At 63.4% G+C, this 23,828-nt stretch carries 34 protein-coding genes; 33 read left to right on the top strand and 1 reads right to left on the bottom strand.

The genetic code is table 11. From position 1 onward, the window contains the following. Positions 1-193 precede the first annotated feature (193 nt). The 32 genes from rpsL (at position 194) to SSKA14_RS20520 (ending at position 19,917) form a co-directional block, all read left to right on the top strand. Positions 194-568, top strand: a complete 375-nt coding sequence (gene rpsL, locus SSKA14_RS20675) for a 30S ribosomal protein S12 (protein WP_004145320.1) — start codon at positions 194-196, stop codon at positions 566-568. A 12-nt stretch (positions 569-580) separates the two neighbouring features. Then, complete coding sequence (gene rpsG / locus SSKA14_RS20670; protein ID WP_004145321.1) at positions 581-1,054, top strand: 30S ribosomal protein S7; 474 nt, start codon at positions 581-583, stop codon at positions 1,052-1,054. A 141-nt stretch (positions 1,055-1,195) separates the two neighbouring features. After that, on the top strand, positions 1,196-3,337 hold the full coding sequence (gene fusA / locus SSKA14_RS20665) for an elongation factor G (protein WP_008267148.1): 2,142 nt from the start codon (positions 1,196-1,198) through the stop codon (positions 3,335-3,337). 51 nt (positions 3,338-3,388) lie between these two features. Then, positions 3,389-4,579, top strand: a complete 1,191-nt coding sequence (tuf, locus tag SSKA14_RS20660; protein WP_004154360.1) for an elongation factor Tu — start codon at positions 3,389-3,391, stop codon at positions 4,577-4,579. A gap of 332 nt (positions 4,580-4,911) precedes the next feature. After that, a complete protein-coding gene (rpsJ, locus tag SSKA14_RS20655; protein WP_005408208.1) occupies positions 4,912-5,223 on the top strand; it encodes a 30S ribosomal protein S10 in 312 nt (103 codons plus the stop codon). 11 nt (positions 5,224-5,234) lie between these two features. Further along, positions 5,235-5,885, top strand: a complete 651-nt coding sequence (rplC, locus tag SSKA14_RS20650; protein WP_004145336.1) for a 50S ribosomal protein L3 — start codon at positions 5,235-5,237, stop codon at positions 5,883-5,885. A gap of 12 nt (positions 5,886-5,897) precedes the next feature. Next, positions 5,898-6,503: a 50S ribosomal protein L4 gene (rplD, locus tag SSKA14_RS20645; RefSeq protein ID WP_004145337.1), complete on the top strand. Its 606-nt coding sequence runs from the start codon at positions 5,898-5,900 to the stop codon at positions 6,501-6,503. Then, positions 6,500-6,799: a 50S ribosomal protein L23 gene (rplW, locus tag SSKA14_RS20640; protein ID WP_004145338.1), complete on the top strand. Its 300-nt coding sequence runs from the start codon at positions 6,500-6,502 to the stop codon at positions 6,797-6,799. Before rplD ends, rplW begins: the two co-directional genes overlap by 4 nt. Before the next feature lie 10 nt (positions 6,800-6,809). Further along, positions 6,810-7,637, top strand: coding sequence for a 50S ribosomal protein L2 (gene rplB, locus SSKA14_RS20635; protein ID WP_004145339.1), 828 nt, complete (start codon positions 6,810-6,812; stop codon positions 7,635-7,637). 6 nt (positions 7,638-7,643) lie between these two features. Further along, positions 7,644-7,913: a 30S ribosomal protein S19 gene (rpsS, locus tag SSKA14_RS20630; RefSeq protein WP_004154485.1), complete on the top strand. Its 270-nt coding sequence runs from the start codon at positions 7,644-7,646 to the stop codon at positions 7,911-7,913. 12 nt (positions 7,914-7,925) lie between these two features. Then, positions 7,926-8,261, top strand: coding sequence for a 50S ribosomal protein L22 (rplV, locus tag SSKA14_RS20625; protein ID WP_004145348.1), 336 nt, complete (start codon positions 7,926-7,928; stop codon positions 8,259-8,261). An 18-nt stretch (positions 8,262-8,279) separates the two neighbouring features. Beyond that, complete coding sequence (gene rpsC, locus SSKA14_RS20620; protein WP_004145350.1) at positions 8,280-9,014, top strand: 30S ribosomal protein S3; 735 nt, start codon at positions 8,280-8,282, stop codon at positions 9,012-9,014. Between the two features lie 5 nt (positions 9,015-9,019). Further along, positions 9,020-9,433 (top strand): 50S ribosomal protein L16, encoded by a 414-nt coding sequence (gene rplP / locus SSKA14_RS20615; RefSeq protein ID WP_004154486.1) that lies wholly within the window; start codon positions 9,020-9,022, stop codon positions 9,431-9,433. Further along, entirely contained in the window at positions 9,433-9,618 is a 186-nt protein-coding gene (rpmC, locus tag SSKA14_RS20610; RefSeq protein WP_004154487.1) for a 50S ribosomal protein L29, read from the top strand. The genes rplP and rpmC overlap by 1 nt, the downstream gene beginning before the upstream one ends. Positions 9,619-9,629: 11 nt before the next feature. Continuing rightward, positions 9,630-9,899 carry a 30S ribosomal protein S17 gene (gene rpsQ / locus SSKA14_RS20605; protein WP_004154489.1) on the top strand — a complete coding sequence of 90 codons (270 nt, stop codon included), beginning with the start codon at positions 9,630-9,632 and terminating at the stop codon, positions 9,897-9,899. A 12-nt stretch (positions 9,900-9,911) separates the two neighbouring features. Beyond that, positions 9,912-10,280 (top strand): 50S ribosomal protein L14, encoded by a 369-nt coding sequence (gene rplN / locus SSKA14_RS20600; protein ID WP_004145357.1) that lies wholly within the window; start codon positions 9,912-9,914, stop codon positions 10,278-10,280. A 16-nt stretch (positions 10,281-10,296) separates the two neighbouring features. Next, a complete protein-coding gene (gene rplX / locus SSKA14_RS20595; RefSeq protein ID WP_004154490.1) occupies positions 10,297-10,614 on the top strand; it encodes a 50S ribosomal protein L24 in 318 nt (105 codons plus the stop codon). An 11-nt stretch (positions 10,615-10,625) separates the two neighbouring features. Continuing rightward, the gene (gene rplE / locus SSKA14_RS20590) at positions 10,626-11,168 is read left to right on the top strand and encodes a 50S ribosomal protein L5 (protein WP_004154491.1); all 543 of its coding nucleotides are present in this window, start codon (positions 10,626-10,628) and stop codon (positions 11,166-11,168) included. Between the two features lie 18 nt (positions 11,169-11,186). Next, positions 11,187-11,492: a 30S ribosomal protein S14 gene (gene rpsN / locus SSKA14_RS20585; protein ID WP_005408209.1), complete on the top strand. Its 306-nt coding sequence runs from the start codon at positions 11,187-11,189 to the stop codon at positions 11,490-11,492. 259 nt (positions 11,493-11,751) lie between these two features. After that, positions 11,752-12,150, top strand: coding sequence for a 30S ribosomal protein S8 (gene rpsH / locus SSKA14_RS20580; protein ID WP_005408210.1), 399 nt, complete (start codon positions 11,752-11,754; stop codon positions 12,148-12,150). An 18-nt stretch (positions 12,151-12,168) separates the two neighbouring features. Next, a complete protein-coding gene (gene rplF, locus SSKA14_RS20575; RefSeq protein ID WP_008266090.1) occupies positions 12,169-12,693 on the top strand; it encodes a 50S ribosomal protein L6 in 525 nt (174 codons plus the stop codon). Positions 12,694-12,773: 80 nt separating this feature from the next. Further along, positions 12,774-13,133 carry a 50S ribosomal protein L18 gene (gene rplR, locus SSKA14_RS20570; protein WP_024957318.1) on the top strand — a complete coding sequence of 120 codons (360 nt, stop codon included), beginning with the start codon at positions 12,774-12,776 and terminating at the stop codon, positions 13,131-13,133. Between the two features lie 161 nt (positions 13,134-13,294). Then, positions 13,295-13,837, top strand: coding sequence for a 30S ribosomal protein S5 (rpsE, locus tag SSKA14_RS20565; RefSeq protein WP_005415419.1), 543 nt, complete (start codon positions 13,295-13,297; stop codon positions 13,835-13,837). After that, positions 13,830-14,021, top strand: a complete 192-nt coding sequence (gene rpmD, locus SSKA14_RS20560) for a 50S ribosomal protein L30 (RefSeq protein ID WP_004154497.1) — start codon at positions 13,830-13,832, stop codon at positions 14,019-14,021. Before rpsE ends, rpmD begins: the two co-directional genes overlap by 8 nt. Before the next feature lie 6 nt (positions 14,022-14,027). Further along, positions 14,028-14,471: a 50S ribosomal protein L15 gene (rplO, locus tag SSKA14_RS20555; RefSeq protein ID WP_004154498.1), complete on the top strand. Its 444-nt coding sequence runs from the start codon at positions 14,028-14,030 to the stop codon at positions 14,469-14,471. Between the two features lie 7 nt (positions 14,472-14,478). Next, positions 14,479-15,846 carry a preprotein translocase subunit SecY gene (secY, locus tag SSKA14_RS20550; RefSeq protein ID WP_005415420.1) on the top strand — a complete coding sequence of 456 codons (1,368 nt, stop codon included), beginning with the start codon at positions 14,479-14,481 and terminating at the stop codon, positions 15,844-15,846. Between the two features lie 347 nt (positions 15,847-16,193). Further along, on the top strand, positions 16,194-16,550 hold the full coding sequence (rpsM, locus tag SSKA14_RS20545; RefSeq protein WP_004154500.1) for a 30S ribosomal protein S13: 357 nt from the start codon (positions 16,194-16,196) through the stop codon (positions 16,548-16,550). A gap of 11 nt (positions 16,551-16,561) precedes the next feature. Continuing rightward, a complete protein-coding gene (rpsK, locus tag SSKA14_RS20540) occupies positions 16,562-16,951 on the top strand; it encodes a 30S ribosomal protein S11 (RefSeq protein WP_004145443.1) in 390 nt (129 codons plus the stop codon). Between the two features lie 15 nt (positions 16,952-16,966). Then, complete coding sequence (gene rpsD / locus SSKA14_RS20535) at positions 16,967-17,596, top strand: 30S ribosomal protein S4 (protein ID WP_004145446.1); 630 nt, start codon at positions 16,967-16,969, stop codon at positions 17,594-17,596. A gap of 56 nt (positions 17,597-17,652) precedes the next feature. Further along, positions 17,653-18,651: a DNA-directed RNA polymerase subunit alpha gene (gene rpoA / locus SSKA14_RS20530; RefSeq protein WP_004145453.1), complete on the top strand. Its 999-nt coding sequence runs from the start codon at positions 17,653-17,655 to the stop codon at positions 18,649-18,651. Between the two features lie 191 nt (positions 18,652-18,842). Continuing rightward, entirely contained in the window at positions 18,843-19,226 is a 384-nt protein-coding gene (gene rplQ, locus SSKA14_RS20525; RefSeq protein WP_005408217.1) for a 50S ribosomal protein L17, read from the top strand. Between the two features lie 184 nt (positions 19,227-19,410). Continuing rightward, a complete protein-coding gene (locus tag SSKA14_RS20520; protein ID WP_008267531.1) occupies positions 19,411-19,917 on the top strand; it encodes a disulfide bond formation protein B in 507 nt (168 codons plus the stop codon). Between the two features lie 45 nt (positions 19,918-19,962). Here the strand turns inward: SSKA14_RS20520 and SSKA14_RS20515 are convergent, their stop codons facing one another. Next, positions 19,963-22,089, bottom strand: a complete 2,127-nt coding sequence (locus SSKA14_RS20515) for a TonB-dependent receptor (protein WP_008267842.1) — start codon at positions 22,087-22,089, stop codon at positions 19,963-19,965. Positions 22,090-22,309: 220 nt separating this feature from the next. On the opposite strand from SSKA14_RS20515, the gene SSKA14_RS20510 reads away from it, so the two are divergent. Beyond that, a complete protein-coding gene (locus tag SSKA14_RS20510) occupies positions 22,310-23,701 on the top strand; it encodes a 3-deoxy-7-phosphoheptulonate synthase class II (protein WP_008265113.1) in 1,392 nt (463 codons plus the stop codon). Positions 23,702-23,828 lie beyond the last annotated feature (127 nt).

Genomic DNA, 23,828 nt, shown 5'->3' with positions numbered 1-23,828 from the left:
TCAACCTGAACGGGGTACATGGAGGCCCCCCAGTAACGTCCCGGGATCAGGGACGGGCTTGACAGGAGGCGTTTGACTGCTTTCCTGGCAGGTTGCTACAATCGTCTGTCTCAGCAGGCCAAAATTTCGGCCTGCTTTAACATTTCCGCATCTCTGGTCGGATTTTCCGGCCACCAATCAGAAGAACCTACTGATGGCGACGATCAACCAGCTGGTCCGCAAGCCGCGGCAAGCGACCACCTACAAGAGTGCCTCGCCGGCGCTCGACAAGTGCCCGCAGCGCCGTGGCGTCTGCACCCGTGTCTACACCACCACTCCGAAGAAGCCGAACTCGGCTCTGCGCAAGGTTGCCAAGGTCCGCCTGACCAACCAGGAAGAAGTGATTTCCTACATCGGTGGTGAAGGCCACAACCTGCAGGAGCACTCCGTGGTCCTGATCCGCGGCGGTCGCGTCAAGGACCTGCCGGGTGTGCGTTACCACACCGTTCGTGGCTCGCTCGACGCCGCCGGCGTTGCCAAGCGTCGCCAGGCCCGTTCCAAGTACGGCGCCAAGCGTCCGAAGGCATAAGGAGAGACCACTATGTCGCGTAAGGGTAATACTCCGCAGCGTTCCGTCCTGCCCGATCCGAAGCACGGAAGCGAAACCATCGCCCGCTTCATCAACATGGTCATGCAGAGCGGCAAGAAGTCCGTCGCCGAAAAGATCGTGTATGGCGCCATGGACGTGATCACCGAGAAGAACAGCAGCGCCAACGCCATTGAACTGGTGCAGAAGGCTCTGGACAACGTCGCTCCGGCGGTCGAAGTCAAGTCGCGCCGCGTCGGTGGTGCCACCTACCAGGTGCCGGTCGAAGTGCGTTCGTCGCGCAAGATGGCCCTGGCCATGCGCTGGCTGATCGACTCCGCGCGCAAGCGTGGTGAGAACACCATGCCGAAGAAGCTGGCTGCTGAACTGATCGACGCCTCGGAAAACCGTGGCGGCGCCATCAAGAAGCGCGAAGAAACCCACCGCATGGCCGAAGCCAACAAGGCATTCGCCCACTACCGCTGGTGAGTTTGACGGCCTTGTAAAACAGGCAGGGCAGCACCACTTCGGTGCGTGCTGCCTCGCGGTCCCGGAAGGACTGCGCCAATCCGAAGGCCGCCGAAAGGCGGCGTTCGGCCATCCGAAATCCAAGAAATCTGAGAGGCTCCCGTGGCCCGTTCCACTCCCATCGAGCGTTACCGCAACTTCGGCATCATGGCTCACATCGATGCCGGCAAGACCACCACGTCCGAGCGCATCCTGTTCTACACCGGCAAGAGCCACAAGATCGGTGAAGTGCACGACGGCGCCGCCACCATGGACTGGATGGAGCAGGAGCAGGAGCGTGGCATCACGATCCAGTCCGCTGCCACCACCGCGTTCTGGAAGGGCATGGACAAGTCCCTGCCGGAGCACCGCTTCAACATCATCGACACCCCCGGGCACGTCGACTTCACCATCGAAGTGGAGCGCTCGCTGCGCGTGCTCGACGGTGCCGTCTTCGTCCTGTGTGCCGTCGGTGGCGTGCAGCCGCAGTCGGAAACCGTGTGGCGCCAGGCCAACCGCTACAAGGTGCCGCGCATCGCGTTCGTCAACAAGATGGACCGCACCGGTGCCAACTTCTACAAGGTCCGTGACCAGCTGAAGGCCAAGCTCGGCGCCGTCGCCGTGCCGATGCAGCTGCCGATCGGCGCTGAAGAAGGCTTCAAGGGCGTCGTCGACCTGCTGAAGATGAAGGCCATCCATTGGGATGAGGCCTCGCAGGGCATGAAGTTCGAGTACGGCGAAATCCCGGCCGACCTGCAGGAAAAGGCTGAAGAAGCCCGCACCTACATGATCGAAACCGCGGCTGAAGCCAGCGAAGAGCTGATGGAAAAGTACCTGGGCGGTGAAGAGCTGGCCGAGGCTGAAATCATCAACGCGCTGCGTACCCGCACCCTGGCCACCGAAATCGTCCCGATGTACTGCGGTTCGGCGTTCAAGAACAAGGGCGTGCAGGCCATGCTGGACGGCGTGATCCAGCTGCTGCCGTCGCCGGTCGATGTGCCGGACGTGACCGGTACCGACGTGGACGACGAAAACGTCGCCATGACCCGCAAGTCCGACGACAAGGCTCCGTTCTCGTCGCTGGCCTTCAAGATCATCACCGATCCGTTCGTCGGCGCGCTGACCTTCTTCCGTGTCTACTCGGGCACCCTGAACGGTGGTGACACCGTCCTGAACTCGGTGAAGGGCAAGAAGGAGCGCATCGGCCGCATCCTGCAGATGCACTCGAACAACCGCGAAGAAATCAAGGAAGTTCTGGCCGGTGACATCGCCGCTGCCGTGGGCCTGAAGGACACCACCACCGGTGACACCCTGTGCTCGATCGACCAGCCGATCATCCTGGAGCGCATGACGTTCCCGGAGCCGGTGATCTCGATGGCCGTCGAACCGAAGACCAAGTCGGACCAGGAAAAGATGGGCCTGGCCCTGGGTCGCCTGGCGCAGGAAGATCCGTCGTTCCGCGTCAAGACCGACGAAGAATCCGGCCAGACCATCATCTCGGGCATGGGCGAGCTGCACCTGGACATCATCGTCGACCGCCTGAAGCGCGAGTTCAACGTTGAAGCCAACGTCGGCGCGCCGCAGGTGGCCTACCGCGAAACCATCACCCTGGCTGACGTCAAGTCGGACTACAAGCACGCCAAGCAGTCCGGTGGTAAGGGTCAGTACGGTCACGTCGTGATCGAGCTGTCGCCGATCACCGCTGAAGACCGTGCCGATGCCAAGATCGCTCCGCTGATCAAGGACGACTTCCTGTTCATCAACGACATCACCGGCGGCGTGATCCCGAAGGAATTCATTCCGTCGGTCGAAAAGGGCCTGCGCGAAACCATCACCAGCGGCCCGCTGGCTGGCTTCCCGGTCGTGGACGTCAAGGTGAAGCTGGTGTTCGGTTCGTACCACGACGTCGACTCCTCGGAAATGGCGTTCAAGCTGGCTTCGTCGATGGCCTTCAAGCAGGGCTTCGCCAAGGCCAAGCCGGTGCTGCTGGAGCCGATCATGAAGGTCGAGATCGTGACCCCGGAGGATTACCAGGGTGACGTGATGGGCGACGTCAGCCGTCGTCGCGGCGTGCTGCAGGGTTCCGACACCACCGGTGACGGCTCCGCTTCGATCATCAACGCGATGATCCCGCTGGGTGAAATGTTCGGCTACGCCACTGCGCTGCGTTCGCAGACCCAGGGCCGCGCCACCTTCACCATGGAATTCGACCACTACGAGCCGGCGCCGAACAACATCGCCGAAGCCGTCATGAAGAAGGGCTGAGCCTCGCTCAGCCTCTCCTGAAAACCACTTACAAAATCAAGGTATAGAACAATGGCAAAGGGTAAGTTCGAGCGCACCAAGCCGCACGTCAACGTCGGCACCATCGGTCACGTCGACCACGGCAAGACCACGCTGACCGCCGCACTGACCAAGATCGGTGCCGAGCGCTTCGGTGGCGAGTTCAAGGACTACTCCTCGATCGACGCCGCGCCGGAAGAAAAGGCTCGTGGCATCACGATCTCGACCGCGCACGTCGAATACGAATCCCCGGTCCGTCACTACGCCCACGTCGATTGCCCGGGCCACGCTGACTACGTCAAGAACATGATCACCGGTGCCGCCCAGATGGACGGCGCGATCCTGGTGTGCTCGGCCGCTGACGGCCCGATGCCGCAGACCCGCGAGCACATCCTGCTGTCGCGTCAGGTCGGCGTGCCGTACATCGTCGTGTTCCTGAACAAGGCCGACATGGTCGACGACGCCGAGCTGCTCGAGCTGGTCGAGATGGAAGTGCGCGAGCTGCTGAGCAAGTACGACTTCCCGGGCGACGACACCCCGATCATCGCCGGTTCGGCCCGTCTGGCGCTGGAAGGCGACCAGAGCGACATCGGCGTGCCGGCCATCCTGAAGCTGGTCGACGCCCTGGACAGCTGGATCCCGGAGCCGGAGCGCGCAATCGACAAGCCGTTCCTGATGCCGGTGGAAGACGTGTTCTCGATCTCGGGCCGCGGCACCGTGGTGACCGGTCGTATCGAGCGCGGCGTGATCAAGGTTGGCGACGAAATCGAAATCGTCGGCATCCGTCCGGTGCAGAAGACCACCGTGACCGGCGTTGAAATGTTCCGCAAGCTGCTGGACCAGGGTCAGGCAGGCGACAACGCTGGCCTGCTGCTGCGCGGCACCAAGCGTGACGACGTCGAGCGTGGCCAGGTCCTGGCCAAGCCGGGTTCGATCAAGCCGCACACCAAGTTCGAAGGCGAAGTGTACGTCCTGTCGAAGGACGAAGGCGGCCGCCACACCCCGTTCTTCAACGGCTACCGCCCGCAGTTCTACTTCCGCACCACCGACATCACCGGCGCAGCTGCACTGCCGGAAGGCGTCGAAATGGTGATGCCGGGTGACAACGTCAAGATGGTCGTCACCCTGATCAACCCGGTGGCAATGGACGAAGGCCTGCGCTTCGCCATCCGCGAAGGCGGCCGTACCGTCGGCGCCGGCGTGGTCTCGAAGATCATCGAGTAATCTGGTAGTATCTGCGCCCCGATGTTGCCTGGGTAGGGCATCGGGGCGTATCAAATGGGAAAGCAGGCACAGGATGTGCCTTGTGTTCCCCGGACCAGGAAGGGTCAATGCCATTCAGGCGGCGTCAACAGGCGACTGTTGACAGCTGCCTTGCGTGCCATTATGCTTCTACGTCTGGGCAGGCCGGGAAACTGGTCTGCCTACGTTTTTGAGGTCTATGGAGTGACCTTGGCGGCCTGCAGGAGTGCGGGCCGTCCGTATTCAGGAATTTCATGGGGCAAAGCAACCCAGAGGCTTTGTCTGTCGCTCTTTTAACGAAGGAACCTACCGCCATGGCGGACCAAAAGATCCGGATCCGGCTGAAAGCGTTCGATCATCGTCTGATCGACCGTTCGGCCAGCGAGATCGTTGAAACGGCAAAGCGGACCGGCGCGCAAGTGCGTGGCCCGATCCCGCTGCCGACCAAGATCGAGCGTTACACCGTTCTCGTCTCCCCGCACGTCGACAAGGACGCGCGTGACCAGTACGAGACCCGCACGCACAAGCGCGTGCTCGATATCGTTGACCCGAATGACAAGACCGTGGACGCGCTGATGAAGCTCGAACTGGCTGCCGGCGTCGACGTTCAGATCAAGCTGACCTGAGGACTACGACCATGACGAAGAAGTATTCGTTGGGCTTCGTGGGCCGCAAGGCTGGCATGAGCCGCGTGTTCACTGAAGATGGCCGCTCCATCCCGGTGACCCTGATCGAAGCAACCCCGAACCGCATCGCGCAGATCAAGACCGTCGAAACCGACGGTTACAGCGCCGTGCAGGTGACCGTCGGCGCGCGTCGCGCTGCCCTGGTCAACAAGCCGGAAGCCGGCCACTTCGCCAAGGCGAAGGTGGAAGCGGGTCGTGGCCTGTGGGAATTCCGCGTTGAAGACGCGCAGCTCGGCGATTTCGCCGTTGGCGGCGAAGTCAAGGCGGACATCTTCGAAGTCGGCCAGATCGTCGACGTCCAGGGTGTCACCAAGGGTAAGGGCTTCCAGGGCACCATCAAGCGCCACAACTTCCGTATGGGCGATGCAACCCACGGTAACTCGCTGTCGCATCGCGCGCCGGGTTCGCTGGGTCAGCGCCAGACCCCGGGTCGTGTTTTCCCGGGCAAGAAGATGTCGGGCCACATGGGCGCGGTGCAGCAGAGCACCCAGAACCTGGAAGTGGTCAAGGTCGACGTCGAGCGCGGTCTGATCGCGGTTCGCGGCGCCGTTCCGGGCGCGGCGGGTGGCGACGTGATCGTCCGTCCGGCGAGCAAGGCATAAGGAGAGATGACGATGGAACTCGTTATCACGGGTAGCAACAACAAGGTCTCGGTCTCCGACGCCGTGTTCGGTCGCGATTTCAGCGAAGATCTGGTCCACCAGGTCGTCGTTGCCTACCGCAACGCCGGTCGCGCCGGCACCAAGGCACAGAAGACTCGTTCTGAAGTGGCTGGTACCACCAAGAAGTCGAAGAAGCAGAAGGGCGGCGGCGCGCGTCATGGCGCACTGACGGCTCCGATCTTCGTCGGCGGCGGTGTCACCTTCGCGGCCAAGCCGCGCAGCTTCGAGCAGAAGGTCAATCGTAAGCAGTACCGTGCCGCCATGTGCGCGATCCTGTCCGAGCTGAACCGTCAGGGCCGTCTGACCATCGTGGAGTCCTTCGATGTCGAAGTGACCAACACGAAGGGTCTGATCGCCAAGCTGGCCGGCCTGGAAGTGGGCAAGCGCCCGCTGATCGTCACTGAAGAAGCCTCCGAGCACCTGTACCTGTCCGCCCGCAATCTGCCGTACGTGCAGGTGCGTGACGTGCAGGGTCTGGACCCGGTGTCGCTGGTCGGTGCCGACACGGTCGTCATCACCGCTGACGCGGTCAAGAAGGTCGAGGAGTGGCTGGCATGAACAGCAACGAAAAAATCTTCAGCGTGCTGCGTGCCCCGCGTGTCTCCGAAAAGACCGCGCGCCTGCAGGAACTCTCCAACCAGTATGTCTTCGAAGTTTCGAACGAAGCCACCAAGGCCGATGTAAAGGCCGCGGTCGAGCAGCTGTTCGACGTCAAGGTCGAAGCCGTCAACGTGGTCAACGTCAAGGGCAAGAACAAGTCCTTCCGTAACCGTGCTGGCCGCCGCGGCGATTGGCGCAAGGCGTACGTTCGCCTGGCCGATGGCCAGTCGATCGATGTAACGGCCAAGGCCTGAGGTACATCCCATGCCATTGATGAAATTCAAGCCCACCTCCCCCGGCCGCCGTTCGGCCGTGCGCGTGGTCACCCCCGACCTGCACAAGGGTGCTCCGCACGCCGCACTGGTCGAGTCGCAGAGCCGCTCGGGTGGTCGTAACCACCATGGCCGCATCACCGTGCGTCACGTCGGTGGTGGTGCCAAGCAGCACTACCGCATCATCGACTTCAAGCGCAACAAGCTGGGCATCCCGGCGCGCGTGGAACGCATCGAATACGATCCGAACCGCACCGCCCACATCGCCCTGCTGTGCTACGTCGACGGTGAGCGTCGCTACATCATCGCCCCGAAGGGCCTGAAGGCTGGTGATCAGGTGATCGCTGGTTCGGACGCCCCGATCAAGGCCGGCAACACCCTGCCGCTGCGCAACATCCCGGTCGGCACCACCATCCACTGCATCGAACTGAAGCCGGGCAAGGGCGCTCAGATCGCTCGCGCCGCCGGTGCGGCCGTGCAGCTGGTGGCTCGCGAAGGCATCTACGCCACCCTGCGCCTGCGCTCGGGTGAAATGCGCAAGGTTCCGGTCGAGTGCTGCGCCACCATCGGCGAAGTCGGCAACGACGAGCACAGCCTGGAAAAGCTGGGCAAGGCCGGTGCCAAGCGTTGGCGCGGCGTCCGCCCGACCGTTCGTGGTGCTGCCATGAACCCGGTTGACCACCCGCACGGTGGTGGTGAGGCCAAGGCCGGCCAGGGTAACCCGCATCCGGTCACCCCGTGGGGTGTCCCGACCAAGGGTTACAAGACGCGCCATAACAAGCGCACTCAGCAGTTCATCGTCCGCGATCGTAGGGGCTAATCGACCATGGCACGTTCACTCAAGAAGGGCCCGTTCGTCGATCACCACCTCGTCAAGAAGGTGGAGGCCGCTGCGGGCAGCAAGAAGCCGATCAAGACCTGGTCGCGCCGTTCGATGATCCTGCCTGACATGGTAGGCGTCACCATTGCCGTGCATAACGGCAAGAACCACATTCCGGTTCTCGTCAACGAGAACATGGTCGGCCACAAGCTCGGCGAATTTGCCATCACCCGGACCTTCAAGGGTCACGGTGGTGACAAGAAGTCGGGCAAGTAAGGAGAGATGACAATGGAAGCGAAAGCCATCCTGCGCACTGCGCGCATCTCCCCGCAGAAGGCTCGTCTGGTCGCCGACCAGGTGCGCGGTCTGCCGGCCGAGCGTGCGGTCAACCTGCTGAAGTTCTCGGACAAGAAGGCTGCCCACCTGATCAAGAAGGTGGTGGAGTCGGCAATTGCCAACGCCGAGAACAACCAGGGCGCCGACGTCGACGAGCTGAAGGTTCAGACCATCATGGTTGATGAAGGTCCGACCCTGAAGCGTTTCATGGCGCGGGCGAAAGGCCGCGGTACCCGCATCCTCAAGCGCACCAGCCACATCACTGTGGTTGTGGGCGCCGCCAAGTAAGCGGATAAGGAAAAGACCATGGGTCATAAAGTTCATCCGATTGGTATCCGCCTCGGCATTTCCAAGGACTGGAACTCCAAGTGGTACGCCAACAAGGCCGAGTTCGCTGGTTACCTGGCAGCCGACCTGAAAGTGCGCGAAATGCTGCGCAAGAAGCTGGCTCAGGCCGGCATCAGCAAGATCCTGATCGAGCGTCCGGCCAAGACCGCTCGCGTGACGATCCACACCGCCCGTCCGGGCGTGGTGATCGGCAAGCGCGGTGAGGACATCGAGAAGCTGCGCAAGGAAGTGAGCGAGATGATGGGCGTCCCGGCGCACATCAACGTCACCGAAGTGCGCAAGCCGGAACTGGACGCGCAGCTCGTTGCCGAGTCGATCGCCCAGCAGCTGGAGCGTCGCATCATGTTCCGCCGTGCAATGAAGCGCTCGGTCGGCAACGCGATGCGCCTGGGTGCCCTGGGCATCAAGGTCAACGTGGGTGGCCGCCTCAACGGTGCAGAAATCGCCCGTTCGGAGTGGTACCGCGAAGGCCGCGTGCCGCTGCACACCCTGCGTGCCGACATCGACTATGGCTTCGCTGAAGCCAAGACGACCTACGGCATCATCGGCATCAAGGTCTGGATCTACAAGGGCGAGGTCTTCGATTTCTCCCAGGTTGGCCAGGAAAAGCAGGACGACACCCCGTCGCGCAACGATCGTCACGATCGCGGCGACCGTGGTGACCGTCAGCGCCCGGCCCGTGAAGCGAGGTAACGACAATGTTGCAACCCAAGCGAACCAAGTACCGCAAGGTACACAAGGGCCGTAACGATGGCCTGAGCTGGAGCGCCAACGCTGTCAGCTTCGGCGAGTACGGCCTGAAGGCAACCGCACACGGTCAGCTGACCGCGCGTCAGATCGAAGCGGCCCGCCGCTCGATCAGCCGCTACGTCAAGCGCGGCGGCAAGATGTGGATCCGCGTGTTCCCCGACAAGCCCATCACCAAGAAGCCCATCGAAGTCCGAATGGGTTCTGGTAAGGGTAACGTGGAATACTGGGTGGCCCAGATCCAGCCCGGCCGCATGATCTATGAAATCGAGGGTGTTTCCGAGGAAGTGGCTCGCGAGGCGTTCCGCCTGGCCGCCGCCAAGCTCTCGGTCACCACCACTTTCGTGACCCGTACGGTGCGCTGATGGATATCAAAACTCTCCGTGAAAAGTCGGCTGACGAACTCAAGGCCCACCTGATCGACCTGCGTAAGGAACAGTTCTCTGTCCGTATGCAGCAGGTCACCGGCCAGCTGCCGAAGACCCACGACATTCGCCGGGTCCGTCGCGAGATTGCTCGCGTCAAGACCCTGCTCGGCAGCACGAAGTAAGGATGGCCGCTATGAGCGACAATACTGAAAAGAAGACGCTGCGCACGGTCGAAGGCCGTGTCGTCAGCAACAAGATGGACAAGACGGTTACCGTCCTGGTTGAGCGTCAGGTCAAGCACGCGCTGTACGGCAAGTACATCAAGCGCTCGACGAAGCTGCACGCCCACGATGCCGACAACGCCTGCAAGGAAGGCGATGTCGTCCGCGTGACCGAGATTGCTCCGATGTCCAAGACCAAGAACTGGCGCGTGGTGGAAGTCATCACGCGTGCGGCTGAATAAGGAGTCTGAATCATGATCCAGATGCAGAGCTACCTTGACGTCGCGGACAATTCGGGTGCCAAGCAGGTGATGTGCTTCAAGGTGCTGGGTGGTTCCAAGCGCCGTTACGCCGGCATCGGCGACATCATCAAGGTCACCGTGAAGGATGCGATTCCGCGCGGCAAGGTCAAGAAGGGTGAAGTGTATGACGCCGTCGTGGTGCGTACCCGCAAGGGTGTGCGTCGCGCCGATGGCTCGCTGATCCGCTTCGACGGCAACGCTGCCGTTCTGCTGAACAGCAAGCAGGAGCCGATCGGTACCCGTATCTTCGGGCCGGTGACCCGTGAACTTCGTTCGGAGAAGTTCATGAAGATCGTCTCGCTCGCTCCCGAAGTGCTGTGAGCGACAGGAGATAATCATGGCTAACCGTATCAAGAAGGGCGACCAGGTTGTCGTCAACGCTGGCAAGGACAAGGGCAAGCAGGGCGAAGTCGTCCGCGTCGACGGCGACCGTGTGGTCGTCGCCAACGTGAACATCGTCAAGCGCCACACCAAGCCGAACCCGCAGGCAGGTGTTGCCGGCGGCGTGGTCGAGCGCGAAGCTTCGATCCATATCTCCAACGTGAATGTTCTGAACCCGGCTTCGGGCAAGGGCGAACGCGTTGGCTTCAAGGTGCTGGAGGATGGACGCAAACTGCGTGTGTTCCGCTCCAGCGGTGAGGCGCTCGACGCCTGAGGAATGAGAAGATGAGTTCCCGTCTCGAAAAGTTCTACAAGGACGAAGTGGTGCCGGCGCTGATGAAGCAGTTCGGTTACACCAATCCGATGGAAGTGCCGAAGCTGGTCAAGGTCACCCTGAACATGGGTGTCGGCGAAGCGGCCACCAACAAGAAGATCCTGGAAAACGCCGTCGGCGACATGACCAAGATTTCCGGCCAGAAGCCGGTTGTCACCAAGTCGCGTGTGTCGGTTGCGTCGTTCAAGATCCGCGATGGTTGGCCGATCGGCTGCAAGACCACGCTGCGTCGCCACAAGATGTACGAGTTCCTGGATCGCCTGATCAACATCTCGCTGCCGCGCGTGCGCGACTTCCGTGGTGTTTCCGGTCGTTCCTTCGACGGCCGCGGAAACTTCAACATGGGTGTGAAGGAGCAGATCATCTTCCCGGAAATCGACTTCGACGCCGTCGACGCGATCCGCGGTATGGATATCGCCATCACCACCACTGCGAAGACCGACGCGGAAGCGAAGGCGCTGCTGGCAGCGTTCAAGTTCCCGTTCCGTAACTGATCCGTCGAGGAAACCGAAATGGCAAAGACCTCCATGGTCAACCGCGACATCAAGCGGGAAAAGCTGGCAAAGAAGTACGCTGAAAAGCGTGCCGCTCTGAAGAAGATCGTGTCCTCCGTGGACGCGACCTACGAAGAGAAGATCGACGCCGCAACCAAGCTGGCCAAGCTGCCGCGCGATTCGTCGCCGAGCCGCCAGCGCAACCGTTGCGAGCTGTCGGGCCGTCCGCGTGGCGTGTACAGCAAGTTCGGCCTCGGCCGCAACAAGCTGCGCGAAGCCACCATGCGCGGCGACGTCCCGGGTCTGCGCAAGGCCAGCTGGTAATCCCAGTCGGCCCTGCGATCAGGAGCCCCCTCGGGGGTTCCTGAACCGGGGCAGGGGAGGCGTTCAGCCTTCCCTGAGCAAAAAAACCGAAGAGCCCGGCGCAAGCCGGGCTCTTTTGGCGTATAATCCCGCGTCTTGCCCTGTGCAAACGGGGTTGCAGGAGCGGGTCTCTGGCCCGCTGCATCAAGGGACCTGGCCCGTTTCCAGGAGACAACAGATTTTCGCGAAAGCGGATATCGGTGCACTCAAAGGTACTCATATGAGCATGACTGATCCCATCGCCGACCTGCTGGTCCGCATCAAGAATGCGGCTGCGGTTGGCAAGCAGACGGTGAAAGCCCCGTCGTCCAAGATCAAGGTTGCGATCGCCCAGGTCCTGAAGGACGAGGGTTACATCACCGACCTGCGCGTGACCCAGCTGGAAAACAACAAGTCCGAGCTGGAAATCGTGCTGAAGTATTTCGAAGGCAAGCCGGTCATCGCGACCCTGAAGCGCTTCTCGCGTTCGGGCCTGCGCCAGTACCGCGGCAAGAGCGAGCTGCCGAAGGTCATGAACGGCCTGGGTATCTCCATCATTTCCACCTCCAAGGGCATCATGACTGATGCGCAGGCGCGCCAGCTGGGCGTCGGCGGCGAAGTCCTGTGCTTCGTGGCCTAAGGCGAAAGGAGTAGAACTATGTCCCGCGTAGCCAAGAAGCCCGTCACCCTGGGTAAGGTTGAACTGAACGTCCAGGCCGAATCGGTCACCGTCAAGGGCCCGAAGGGCACCCTGTCGCTGCCGAAGCCGGCTGGCATTGCCATCAACGTCGACAACGGCGTTGCCACCCTGAGCACCGAGAACGTCGACCTGGTCGCGCTGACCGGTACCGTCCGCGCGATCCTGGCCAACATGGTCAAGGGCGTGTCCGAAGGCTTCGAGCGCAAGCTGGAGCTGGTCGGCGTGGGTTACCGTGCTGCCATGCAGGGCAAGGATCTGAGCCTGTCGCTCGGTTTCTCGCACCCGGTCGTGTTCGTGGCGCCGGAAGGCATCACCATCACCACCCCGACCCAGACCGAGATCCTGGTCCAGGGCGCTGACAAGCAGGTCGTCGGTGAAGTCGCCGCCAAGATCCGTGCGTTCCGCAAGCCGGAACCGTACAAGGGCAAGGGCGTGAAGTACTCCGACGAAGTCATCATCCGTAAGGAAGCCAAGAAGGCGTAAGCGCGAGTCCCTCGCAAGAGCCCGCACATCCTTGTGCGGACTCCTCAGGGAAAAGCCCAACCTTCAGCTTTCAAGGAATAATCAAAATGAACAAGAACATCGCCCGCCTGCGTCGCGCCAAGTCGACCCGCGCCCACATCCGTGAGCTCGGCGTCGCCCGCCTGTCGGTGCTGCGCACCGGCCAGCACCTGTACGCCCAGGTCTTCACCGCCGACGGTTCCAAGGTGCTGGCTGCCGCCAACACCACCCAGACCGACGTCATGGAAGGCCTGAAGAACGGCAAGAACGCCGATGCCGCTGCCAAGGTTGGCCGCATCGTCGCTGAGCGCGCCAAGGCCGCCGGCGTCGAGAAGGTTGCCTTCGATCGTTCGGGCTACCGCTACCACGGCCGCATCAAGGCCCTGGCAGAAGCGGCCCGCGAAGCCGGCCTGCAGTTCTAAGGGATCAGGGCAGGGGGTCGATGGCCTCCTGCCCGCCTGCTCGCCAGCCTGAGCGAGGCTGGACGGCGCCGCTCTTCTGCAGTGGCCCACCGGAACGACGCGTCACTTCACAACCATAAGCGGCCTCGAGCCGTACATACCCAAACTACCAAGGAATCAACATGGCAGAAGAGCGTCAGCAGCGGGGTCGCGATCGCGACCGTAACCGCGAAGAGAAGATCGACGACGGCATGATCGAAAAGCTGGTCGCGGTCAACCGCGTCAGCAAGACCGTCAAGGGTGGCCGCCAGTTCACCTTCACCGCCCTGACCGTGGTCGGCGACGGCGAAGGCAAGGTCGGTTTCGGCTATGGCAAGGCGCGCGAAGTGCCGGTCGCCATCCAGAAGTCGATGGAGCAGGCCCGCAAGAACCTGGTCAGCGTTGACCTGAACAACGGCACCCTGTGGCACACCATCAAGGATGGTCACGGCGCAGCCCGCGTGTTCATGCAGCCGGCTTCGGAAGGTACCGGCGTCATCGCCGGCGGTGCCATGCGCGCCGTGCTGGAAGCGGTTGGCGTGAAGAACGTGCTGGCCAAGGCCACCGGTTCGCGCAACCCGATCAACCTGGTGCGTGCCACCGTGAAGGGCCTGACTGCAGCGCAGTCGCCGGCTCGCATCGCGGCCAAGCGCGGCAAGAAGGTGGAGGAACTCAACCATGGCTAATGAGTCCAACAAGACTGTGAAGGTGCGCCTGGTGCGCGGCCTGCGTGGTACCCAGTCGCGTCACCGCCTGTCGGTGCGTGCGCTGGGCCTGAACAAGCTCAACGATGTGCGTGAACTGAAGGACAGCCCGCAGGTTCGCGGTCTGATCAACACCGTTCACTACCTCGTCAAGGTTGAGGAGTAATCGATCATGACTCTGCGTCTCAATGAACTGAGCCCGGCACCGGGCGCCCGCACCGAGCGCACCCGCGTCGGTCGCGGTATCGGCTCGGGCCTGGGCAAGACTGCCGGCCGCGGCCACAAGGGTTCGTTCGCCCGTAAGGGTGGCGGCAAGATCAAGGCTGGCTTCGAAGGCGGCCAGACCCCCATGCAGCGTCGTCTGCCGAAGATCGGCTTCCGTTCGCCGATCGCCAAGGACACCGCTGAAGTGCTGCTGTACGCGCTGGACAAGCTGCCGGCCGGTGAGATCGACTTCGCCGCCCTGCGTGCTGCCAAGCTGGTCCCGAGCACCGCAAAGAAGGCCAAGGTCGTCGTCAAGGGCGAAGTGACCAAGGCGTTCACCCTGAAGGGTATTGCTGCCACGGCTGGTGCCAAGGCCGCGATCGAAGCTGCCGGCGGCAGCGTAACGGAGTAAGAAAATCATGGCGCAAGCTGGCATCGGTAACCTCGCGGGCGGAATGGGCAAGTTCACTGAACTTCGCCAACGTTTGCTGTTCGTCGTCGGGGCTTTGATCGTCTATCGCATCGGCTGCTACGTGCCGGTGCCGGGCGTCAATCCCGATGCCATGCTTGCCATGATGCAACAGCAGGGCGGCGGCATCGTGGACATGTTCAACATGTTCTCGGGCGGCGCCCTGCACCGTTTCAGCATCTTTGCGCTGAACGTGATGCCGTACATCTCGGCATCGATCGTGATGCAGCTGGCCGTGCACATCTTCCCCGCCCTGAAGGCGATGCAGAAGGAAGGTGAGTCCGGTCGCCGCAAGATCACCCAGTATTCGCGCATCGGCGCCGTGCTGCTGGCAGTGGTGCAGGGCGGCTCGATCGCGCTGGCCCTGCAGGGCCAGGTCTCGCCGTCGGGCGCTCCGGTCGTTTATGCACCGGGCATGGGCTTCGTGCTCACCGCCGTGGTCGCGCTGACCGCCGGCACCATGTTCCTGATGTGGGTTGGTGAGCAGGTCACCGAGCGCGGCATCGGCAACGGCGTGTCGCTGATCATCTTCGCCGGTATCGTCGCCGGCCTGCCGGGTGCGGTCATCCACACCTTCGACGCCTACCGCGACGGCAACATCCAGTTCATCCAGCTGCTGCTGATCGCCATTGTCGTGCTCGCCTTCACCTTCTTCGTGGTGTTCGTCGAGCGTGGCCAGCGCCGGATCACGGTCAACTACGCGCGCCGCCAGGGCGGTCGCAACGCGTACATGAACCAGACCTCGTTCCTGCCGCTGAAGCTCAACATGGCCGGCGTCATCCCGGCGATCTTCGCCTCGAGCCTGCTGGCCTTCCCGGCCACCCTGGCCATGTGGTCCGGTCAGGCCGCCAACCAGAGCAGCTTCGGCCAGGTCCTGCAGAAGGTCGCCAATGCCCTGGGCCCGGGCGAGCCGCTGCACATGATCGTGTTCGCCGCGCTGATCACCGGTTTCGCGTTCTTCTATACCGCGCTGGTGTTCAACTCGCAGGAAACCGCCGACAACCTGAAGAAGTCGGGCGCGCTGATTCCGGGCATCCGTCCGGGCAAGGCCACCGCCGACTATATCGACGGCGTGCTGACCCGCCTGACCGCAGCCGGCTCGGCGTACCTGGTGATCGTCTGCCTGCTGCCGGAACTGATGCGCACGCAGCTGAACGCCTCGTTCTACTTCGGCGGTACTTCGCTGCTGATCGTGGTGGTGGTGGTGATGGACTTCATCGCCCAGGTGCAGGCGCACCTGATGTCGCACCAGTACGAGAGCCTGCTGAAGAAGGCCAACCTGAAGGGCGGCAACCGCGGCGGTTTTGCCCGCGGCTGATTGGCCTGTTATACTTTCGTCTTCCTGACGTGATGGTCCCTCCGCTTCGCGGACTCCGGCCACACAAACGAAGGGCGGCCCCCGCAGCGGTTCCGGGTGGGGGTGTGATGAGGTGGTCCCGCGCTGGAGTAGCGCGGGCGGCCCCGGGGGAAACCCCAGGTCCAACCCCATCCGGCGCCGGAGCCTGGGCACACTCCCCAGGCCGGGTTCATGAAACCAATGGTTTCACGGGCTTCCATGTAAACCGGAACCTTGTTAGTATCGCTAGTTCACTTTTTTGATCCATCCTGCCGGATTGGCGTGCCCGAGGCGCGCTGTCGGCCATCACTCAGCTGGAGAACCGCGTCATGGCGCGTATTGCAGGCGTCAACCTGCCAGCCCAGAAGCACGTCTGGGTCGGGTTGCAAAGCATTTACGGCATCGGCCGTACCCGTTCGAAGAAGGTCTGCGAAGTCGCAGGCGTTGCTTCGACCACCAAGATCCGCGATTTGTCGGAGCCGGAAATCGAGCGCCTGCGCGCCGAAGTCGGCAAGTACATCGTGGAAGGCGATCTGCGCCGTGAAATCGGTATCGCGATCAAGCGCCTGATGGACCTGGGCTGCTACCGCGGCCTGCGTCACCGTCGTGGCCTCCCGCTGCGTGGCCAGCGCACCCGTACCAACGCCCGCACCCGCAAGGGTCCGCGCAAGGCGATCAAGAAGTAAGGGACTGAGAAATGGCTAAGCCCGCTGCTAAGACCAAGAAGAAGATCAAGCGCGTCGTCACCGACGGCGTTGCCCACGTCCACGCTTCGTTCAACAACACCATCGTCACCATCACCGACCGCCAGGGCAACGCTCTGTCGTGGGCGACCTCCGGTGGCGCTGGCTTCCGCGGTTCGCGCAAGTCGACCCCGTTCGCTGCCCAGGTGGCTGCTGAAAAGGCCGGTCGTGCTGCGCTGGACTACGGCGTGAAGTCGCTGGAAGTCCGCATCAAGGGCCCGGGTCCGGGCCGTGAGTCGGCCGTGCGTTCGTTGAACAACGTCGGCTACAAGATCACCAACATCATCGACGTGACGCCTATCCCGCACAACGGGTGCCGTCCGCCGAAGAAGCGTCGCGTCTAAAGGGAGCGATAAGAAATGGCTCGTTATATCGGTCCTACCTGTAAGCTCGCCCGTCGCGAAGGCGCCGACCTGTCCCTGAAGAGCCCGGCGCGTGCGCTGGACTCGAAGTGCAAGCTGGAGCAGAAGCCCGGCCAGCACGGCGCCACTGCCCGCAAGGGCAAGCTGTCCGACTACGCCACCCAGCTGCGTGAAAAGCAGAAGGTCAAGCGTATCTACGGCCTGCTGGAGCGTCAGTTCCGCAACTACTACAAGAAGGCCTCGACCAAGAAGGGCAACACCGGCGAGAACCTGCTGCAGCTGCTGGAAACCCGCCTGGACAACGTCGTCTACCGCATGGGCTTCGCCGTGACCCGTCCGGCTGCCCGTCAGCTGGTGTCGCACCGCGGCGTCACCGTGAATGGCAAGTCGGTCAACCTGGCTTCGTACCAGGTCAAGGCTGGCGACGCCATCGCTCTGTCTGAAAAGGCTGCCAAGCAGCTGCGCGTCCAGGAAGCCCTGACCGTCGCCGCCCAGCATGACCTGAGCCCGTCGTGGGTTGAAGTGGATTCCGGCAAGTTCACCGGCATCTTCAAGGCTGTTCCGGATCGTTCGGATCTGCCTGCGGACATCAACGAAGCGCTGATCGTCGAGCTGTATTCGAAGTAATTCATCATTGGAGAGCCCCCGGCGACGGCCGGGGGTTCACTAGGAGAACCCGCAACATGACGGTTACCGCCAACCAGGTTCTGCGTCCTCGCGGTCCGCAGATCGAACGCCTTACCGACACCCGTGCAAAGGTCGTTATCGAACCTTTGGAGCGGGGTTACGGGCATACGCTGGGCAATGCCCTGCGTCGCGTGCTGCTGTCGTCCATCCCGGGCTTCGCCATCACGGAAGTCGAAATCGACGGCGTGTTGCATGAGTACACCACGGTCGAAGGTCTGCAGGAGGACGTGCTCGAAGTCCTGCTGAACCTGAAGGACGTGGCCATCCGTATGCACTCCGGCGACAGCGCCACCCTGTCCCTGTCCAAGCAGGGCCCGGGCGTTGTTACCGCTGCCGACATCAAGGTTGACCACAATGTGGAAATCTTGAACGGCGACCACGTGATCTGCCACCTGACCAAGGACACGGCAGTGAACATGCGTCTGAAGATCGAACGTGGTTTCGGCTACCAGCCGGCTGCCGCGCGTCGTCGTCCGGACGAAGAAACCCGTGCCATCGGCCGCCTGGTCCTGGATGCCTCGTTCTCGCCGGTCCGCCGCGTCGCCTATGCCGTGGAAGCGGCCCGCGTCGAACAGCGTACCGACCTGGACAAGCTGGTCATCGATATCGAGACCAACGGCACCATCGACGCCGAGGAAGCCGTGCGCACCGCCGCCGACATCCTCAGCGACCAGCTGTCGGTGTTCGGCGACTTCACCCACCGCGACCGCGGTGCGGCCAAGCCGGCCAACAACGGCGTGGATCCGGTGCTGCTGCGCCCGATCGACGATCTGGAGCTGACCGTGCGTTCGGCCAACTGCCTGAAGGCTGAAAGCATCTACTACATCGGCGATCTGATCCAGAAGACCGAAGTGGAGCTGCTGAAGACCCCGAACCTGGGCAAGAAGTCGCTCACCGAGATCAAGGAAGTGCTGGCTCAGCGCGGCCTGTCCCTCGGCATGAAGCTGGAGAACTGGCCGCCGGCCGGCGTCGCCAGCCACGGCATGCTGGGCTGATATCGGTAATGCCTGGAGGCTCCACCGGCAACGGTGGAGCCTTCAACGCAACACAACATGCCACGACGAACCCCAGGTTCGCGCGGCAGGTCGTCCAGGACGGGCGGCCAGGACCATCCGCAGTCCGCGCAGCAACGCCAGGATGGCGACAACGATCCACACAGCCTCATCATTAACCAAGGAATATCACCATGCGTCACCAGAAGTCTGGCCGTAAGTTCAGCCGTACCAGCGCCCACCGCGAAGCGATGTTCAAGAACATGGCCGCCTCGCTGTTCAAGCACGAGCTGATCAAGACCACCCTGCCGAAGGCCAAGGAACTGCGTCGCGTTGCCGAGCCGCTGATCACCCTGGCCAAGGTCGACTCCGTCGCCAACCGCCGCCTGGCCTTCGCCCGCCTGCGCGACAACGAAGCCGTGGGCAACCTGTTCACCATCCTGGGCCCGCGCTACGCGAACCGTCCGGGCGGCTACCTGCGCCTGCTGAAGTGCGGCTTCCGCGCCGGCGACAACGCGCCGATGGCCTACGTCGAGCTGGTTGACCGTCCGGTCGTGGCCGAGGAAGTGGCCGAGTAATCGGACCGCTCCAACGCGACATAGCGAAAGCCCGGCCTCTGCCGGGCTTTTGCGTTTCCGGGCTTGCCGGACGCTGCACGGCGAGCCGCGCAAGCCACACCGTTCCGACAGGCGTCACCTGTGGCGGTTCGAATGGCGCGCACTCTCGGTTACGCTTGGCGCCTGATCCATTCGAGCGTTGACGATGAATCCACTGCGCTGGCCCTTCCGCGCCCAGTTCTTCCTGGGCTTCCTGATCTGTGCGGGCCTGCTGGGCTACGCGATCTTCCTGCAGTTGAAGATGGGCCTGGAGCCGTGCCCGCTGTGCATCTTCCAGCGCCTGGCATTCGCCGCGCTGGGCCTGCTGTTCCTGATTGGCGCGCTGCACGGGCCGTCCAACCGCCCCGGCCGCGCGACCTATGGCGTACTGGCCTTCATCGCCGCCGCCGTGGGTGTCGGCATCGCCGCGCGCCACGTCTACGTGCAGATGCTGCCGCCGGAGATGGGCGCGACCTGCGGCCCGCCGCTGAGCTTCCTGCGCGAGACCATGGGGCCGCTGGAAGTGTTCCGCACGGTGCTGACCGGTACCGGCAACTGCGGCAATATCGACTGGACGTTCCTGGGCCTGACCATGCCGATGTGGTCGGGGGTGTGGTTCGTGCTGCTGGCGCTGTGGGCGCTGCTGGTGTCGCTGGGCAAGGTCAAGCGCTGAGGCAAGATAGTGCCGGCCAGCGGCCGGCACTACCACGGTCCGTCCTTAGAAGTCCTGCTGCAGGCTCAGGTAGGCGCCGCGGCGCGGGCCCCATTGCGGGGCGAACACGCCGACGCCGCCGCCATCGCGCAGTTGGTAGCTGCGATCCAGTGCGTTGATCAGCGCCAACTGCACATGCAGCGGATGGCCGCTGTCGGCGTTGAAGTCGTGGCCTGCGCTGAGATTGACCTGCAGGTACGACGGCAGCTCGCCGCCATTGGGCACCCCCTCGATGTCAGAGCGCAGGCCGCTGCCGAACACATAGTTGGCACCAATCCGGTTGTGGCCGGCGAAGGCGTAACTGAAGCCACCCGACGAGGTCAGCTTCTGGTCGTGGTCGAGGTGGATCCAGTGGTCGGCCACGTAGGCCAGGGCCTCCGGATCCAGGTTGTACTGCCCGGTGATGACGTCGGTGCCGATGGCCTTGTTCAGGGCGGCATTGAAGTAGGCGCTGAACGGCCCGTTGCTGTAGTCGGCACTGAACTCCAGGCCGCGGATGTGGCCGCGGCGGTAGTTGAACGTGGAATAGATGTAGGCGGCGCCGAACTGGCCCTCGTCCTGCAGGCGCGCGACGCGGCGGTCGTACGCATCCAGGCCCAGCGTGAGGTGTTCACCCAGCTGCTGTGAGACGCCGATGTCGTAGTAGTCGCTGCGTTCGGCCAGCGGAATGGTGTTGCCGCCACTGGGCTGCTGGTTGGTGGTGCCGTCGTAGAGGGCGATATCGCTGCTGGCGATCAGCTCGCTGGCCGGCGGGGTGAAGTAGCGTGAATAGCCGGCGTGCACGGTGGTGCTGTCGCTGGCATTCCAGACCACGCCCACGCGCGGGCTGAGCTGGCCCTCGGTGCGCCCAAAGGCCTTGTAGCGATCACCGCGCAGGCCGTAGTTGACGGTCCAGTCGTCGCCGATCTTCCATTCGTCCTGCACGTACAGTGCCAGCGTGCTGGCGTGGAAGGCGCTGCGATCGGGAATCAGCAGCGGCGTGGTGCTGGACTGCTGGCCGGCGTCGTCGACCGGGAACACCCAGCTGTTGTTGCTGGCCCGCGCGTTCTCGTAGTTGCCATACAGGCCATAGCGCAGCGTATGGTCGTTGCCCAGCGGCGTGGAGAAGTCGGCCTGCAGGGTATTGGCACGGTTGCTGCGCTGGACCTGTGAGGCGACGCCGCTGAACACCAGGTCGCCGACCACGTCCGGGTTGAATCCCGCATCGCTGTAACGCTGCCCGGCCGAGAGCTGGTAGGCGGTGCTGCCCAGCGTGCCCTGCAGCACCAGCATGCCGAAACGGGTGGTCTCGCGCTGGGTCTCATCCAGCTGGCTGGAGTCGAAGGTGGTGGTGTCGAGATAGCCGAACTGCGGCGTCTGGCCTGGATTGACCGGAATCTGGAAGCGGTTGTTGGCGAAGCCGGCGAACACGCTCAGGCGGGTGTTGTCGTTGACCAGATAGGTCAGGTCGGCGAAGGCCTTGCCCTGGTGGGTGTCGTCGTGCAGCGGCTTGCGGGAGCTGGTGGGATTCTCCAGGCCGACCTCGTTCTGGTCGTAGTTGCCGGTCAGGAACCAGCTCCAGCGGCCCTGGTTGCCCCACCACGAGGCATTCGGATTGACCTTGCCAAATGAGCCGGCAGTGAGGCCCGCGCTGCCTCCATTGCCAAGTTCGGCGCCATTGCGCGTAGTGATGTCGACCACCGCAGCGGTGCGTTCGCCGAACTGCGCCGGCAGTGCCCCGTCCATCAGGCGGATGCTCTTGATGGTGCGCGCATCCAGGGTCTGGCCAAAGCCGGAGATCGACTCGGGCAGCAGCACGCCGTTGATGCGGTACTGCAGGTTGGCGTGGTCGCCGCGCACATGCACGCCGCCGTACGAATCCTGGACCACGCCCGGTGCCTGCAACAGCACCTGGCTGAGTGGCGCGGACGCACCCAGCGGCTGCTTCTGGATGTCCTCGGCGGTGATCTGGTACTGGCTGCTGCCGATATCCGGCGACAGCATGTTGCGGGCCTGGTCGAGCTGGGCGTGGACGGTCACGGCGTCCAGGTCCTTGACCGACGCGGAGGTGTCGTCGGCAGCTGCGGCGAAGGCGGGCAGGCTGGCCAGAGCCAGGGCGAGGGTGATGCCGGTAGAGAGCAGGGAAGGCTTCATGGCGATGGGCTGTGGAAGGGGCCGGTCGGGGAATGTGGAGTGTTACTTCGTAACAGTGCGTGGCGAATCATGCGCCTGTCCGGGCGGCCGCGGCCATGCGGTTTTTGGCCAATCGCGATGCCCTTTCCCCGGCGTTCAGCCATGTGCAGGCCGCGTCCGGCCCTTTGCGACAGCGGTCGGCTCTGCGACCATGAACGCCCCCCACCTCCGGAAGTCTGCAATGAGCCTGTCCGCCGTTTCGCCTGTCCCCGATCCTGCCGCGACCGCCGCTGGCGCTGCCTGGTCGCCGGAGAGCTGGCGTGGCAAGACCGCGCTGCAGATGCCGACCTACCCGGACCCGGTGGCACTGGATGCGGCCCTGCACGAGCTGAAGCGGCTGCCGCCGCTGGTCACCTCGTGGGAGATCCTGGCGTTGAAGCAGCAGCTGGCCGAGGCGCAGGAGGGCAAGCGCTTCCTGTTGCAGGGGGGCGACTGCGCCGAGAATTTCAGCGACTGCGAATCGGGCACCATCTCCAACCGGTTGAAGGTGCTGCTGCAGATGAGCCTGGTGCTGGTGCACGGCCTGCGCCAGCCGGTGATCCGCGTTGGGCGCTTTGCCGGCCAGTACGCCAAGCCGCGTTCGGCCGATACCGAGACCCGCGATGGCGTGACCCTGCCCAGCTACCGCGGCGATGTGATCAATGCACCGGCGTTCACCGAGGCGGCTCGTCTGCCGGATCCGAAGCGGATGCTGCAGGCCCACGCGCATTCGGCGATGACGATGAACTTCGTGCGGGCACTGATCGATGGCGGCTTCGCCGACCTGCACCACCCCGAGTACTGGAACCTGGAGTGGGTAAGCCACTCGCCGCTGGCCGCCGAGTACCAGAAGATGGTGGCGTCGATCGGCGATGCGGTGCACTTCATGGAGACCCTGGCCGGGGCCCGCGTGCACAACCTCAACCGCATCGATTTCTACACCTCGCACGAAGCGCTGCTGCTGCCCTACGAGCAGGCGTTGACCCGGCAGGTGCCGCGCCAGCAGGGCTGGTTGAACCTGAGCACGCATTACCCGTGGATCGGCATGCGCACCGCCGCGCTCGATGGCGCGCACGTGGAATACCTGCGTGGCGTGCGCAACCCGATCGCGATCAAGGTCGGCCCGTCGGTGACGCCGGACCAGCTGCTGCGCCTGATTGATGTGCTCAACCCGCATGATGAACCCGGCCGCCTGAGCTTCATCCACCGCATGGGTGCGGCGCAGATTGCCGAGAAGCTGCCGCCGCTGCTGGATGCGGTCAAGCGTGACGGTCGCCGTGTGCTGTGGGTATGCGATGCGATGCATGGCAATACCGAGAGCACTGCCAATGGTTTCAAGACGCGTCGTTTCGACAATGTGCGCGGCGAGGTTGAGATGTCGTTCGACCTGCATGCGGCCGCAGGCACGCGCCTGGGTGGCGTGCACCTGGAGCTGACCGGTGAGGATGTCACCGAGTGCACCGGTGGCGCGCGCGAGTTGACCGAGCGCGATCTGGAGCGTGCGTATCGTTCGACGGTGGACCCGCGGTTGAACTACGAGCAGTCGCTGGAGATCGCGATGGCGATCGTGCGCAAGCAGGAGCAAGTGCGGTAAGGGTTTTTCGGCAGGGCTTGCAGCCCTGCACCTGCGGTAGTGCCGGCCGCTGGCCGGCAACCTCAACGTCAACGTCAAAAGCGGGTATTCCGTGGGATGGCGGAGCGGTGTCGGAGTGCGGGGACGC

The sequence above is a fragment of the Stenotrophomonas sp. SKA14 genome (assembly GCF_000158575.1).
GTDB lineage: Bacteria > Pseudomonadota > Gammaproteobacteria > Xanthomonadales > Xanthomonadaceae > Stenotrophomonas > Stenotrophomonas forensis.
Note: the sequence above shows the minus strand (reverse complement) of the source record. Positions and strands in the feature narration are given on the sequence as shown.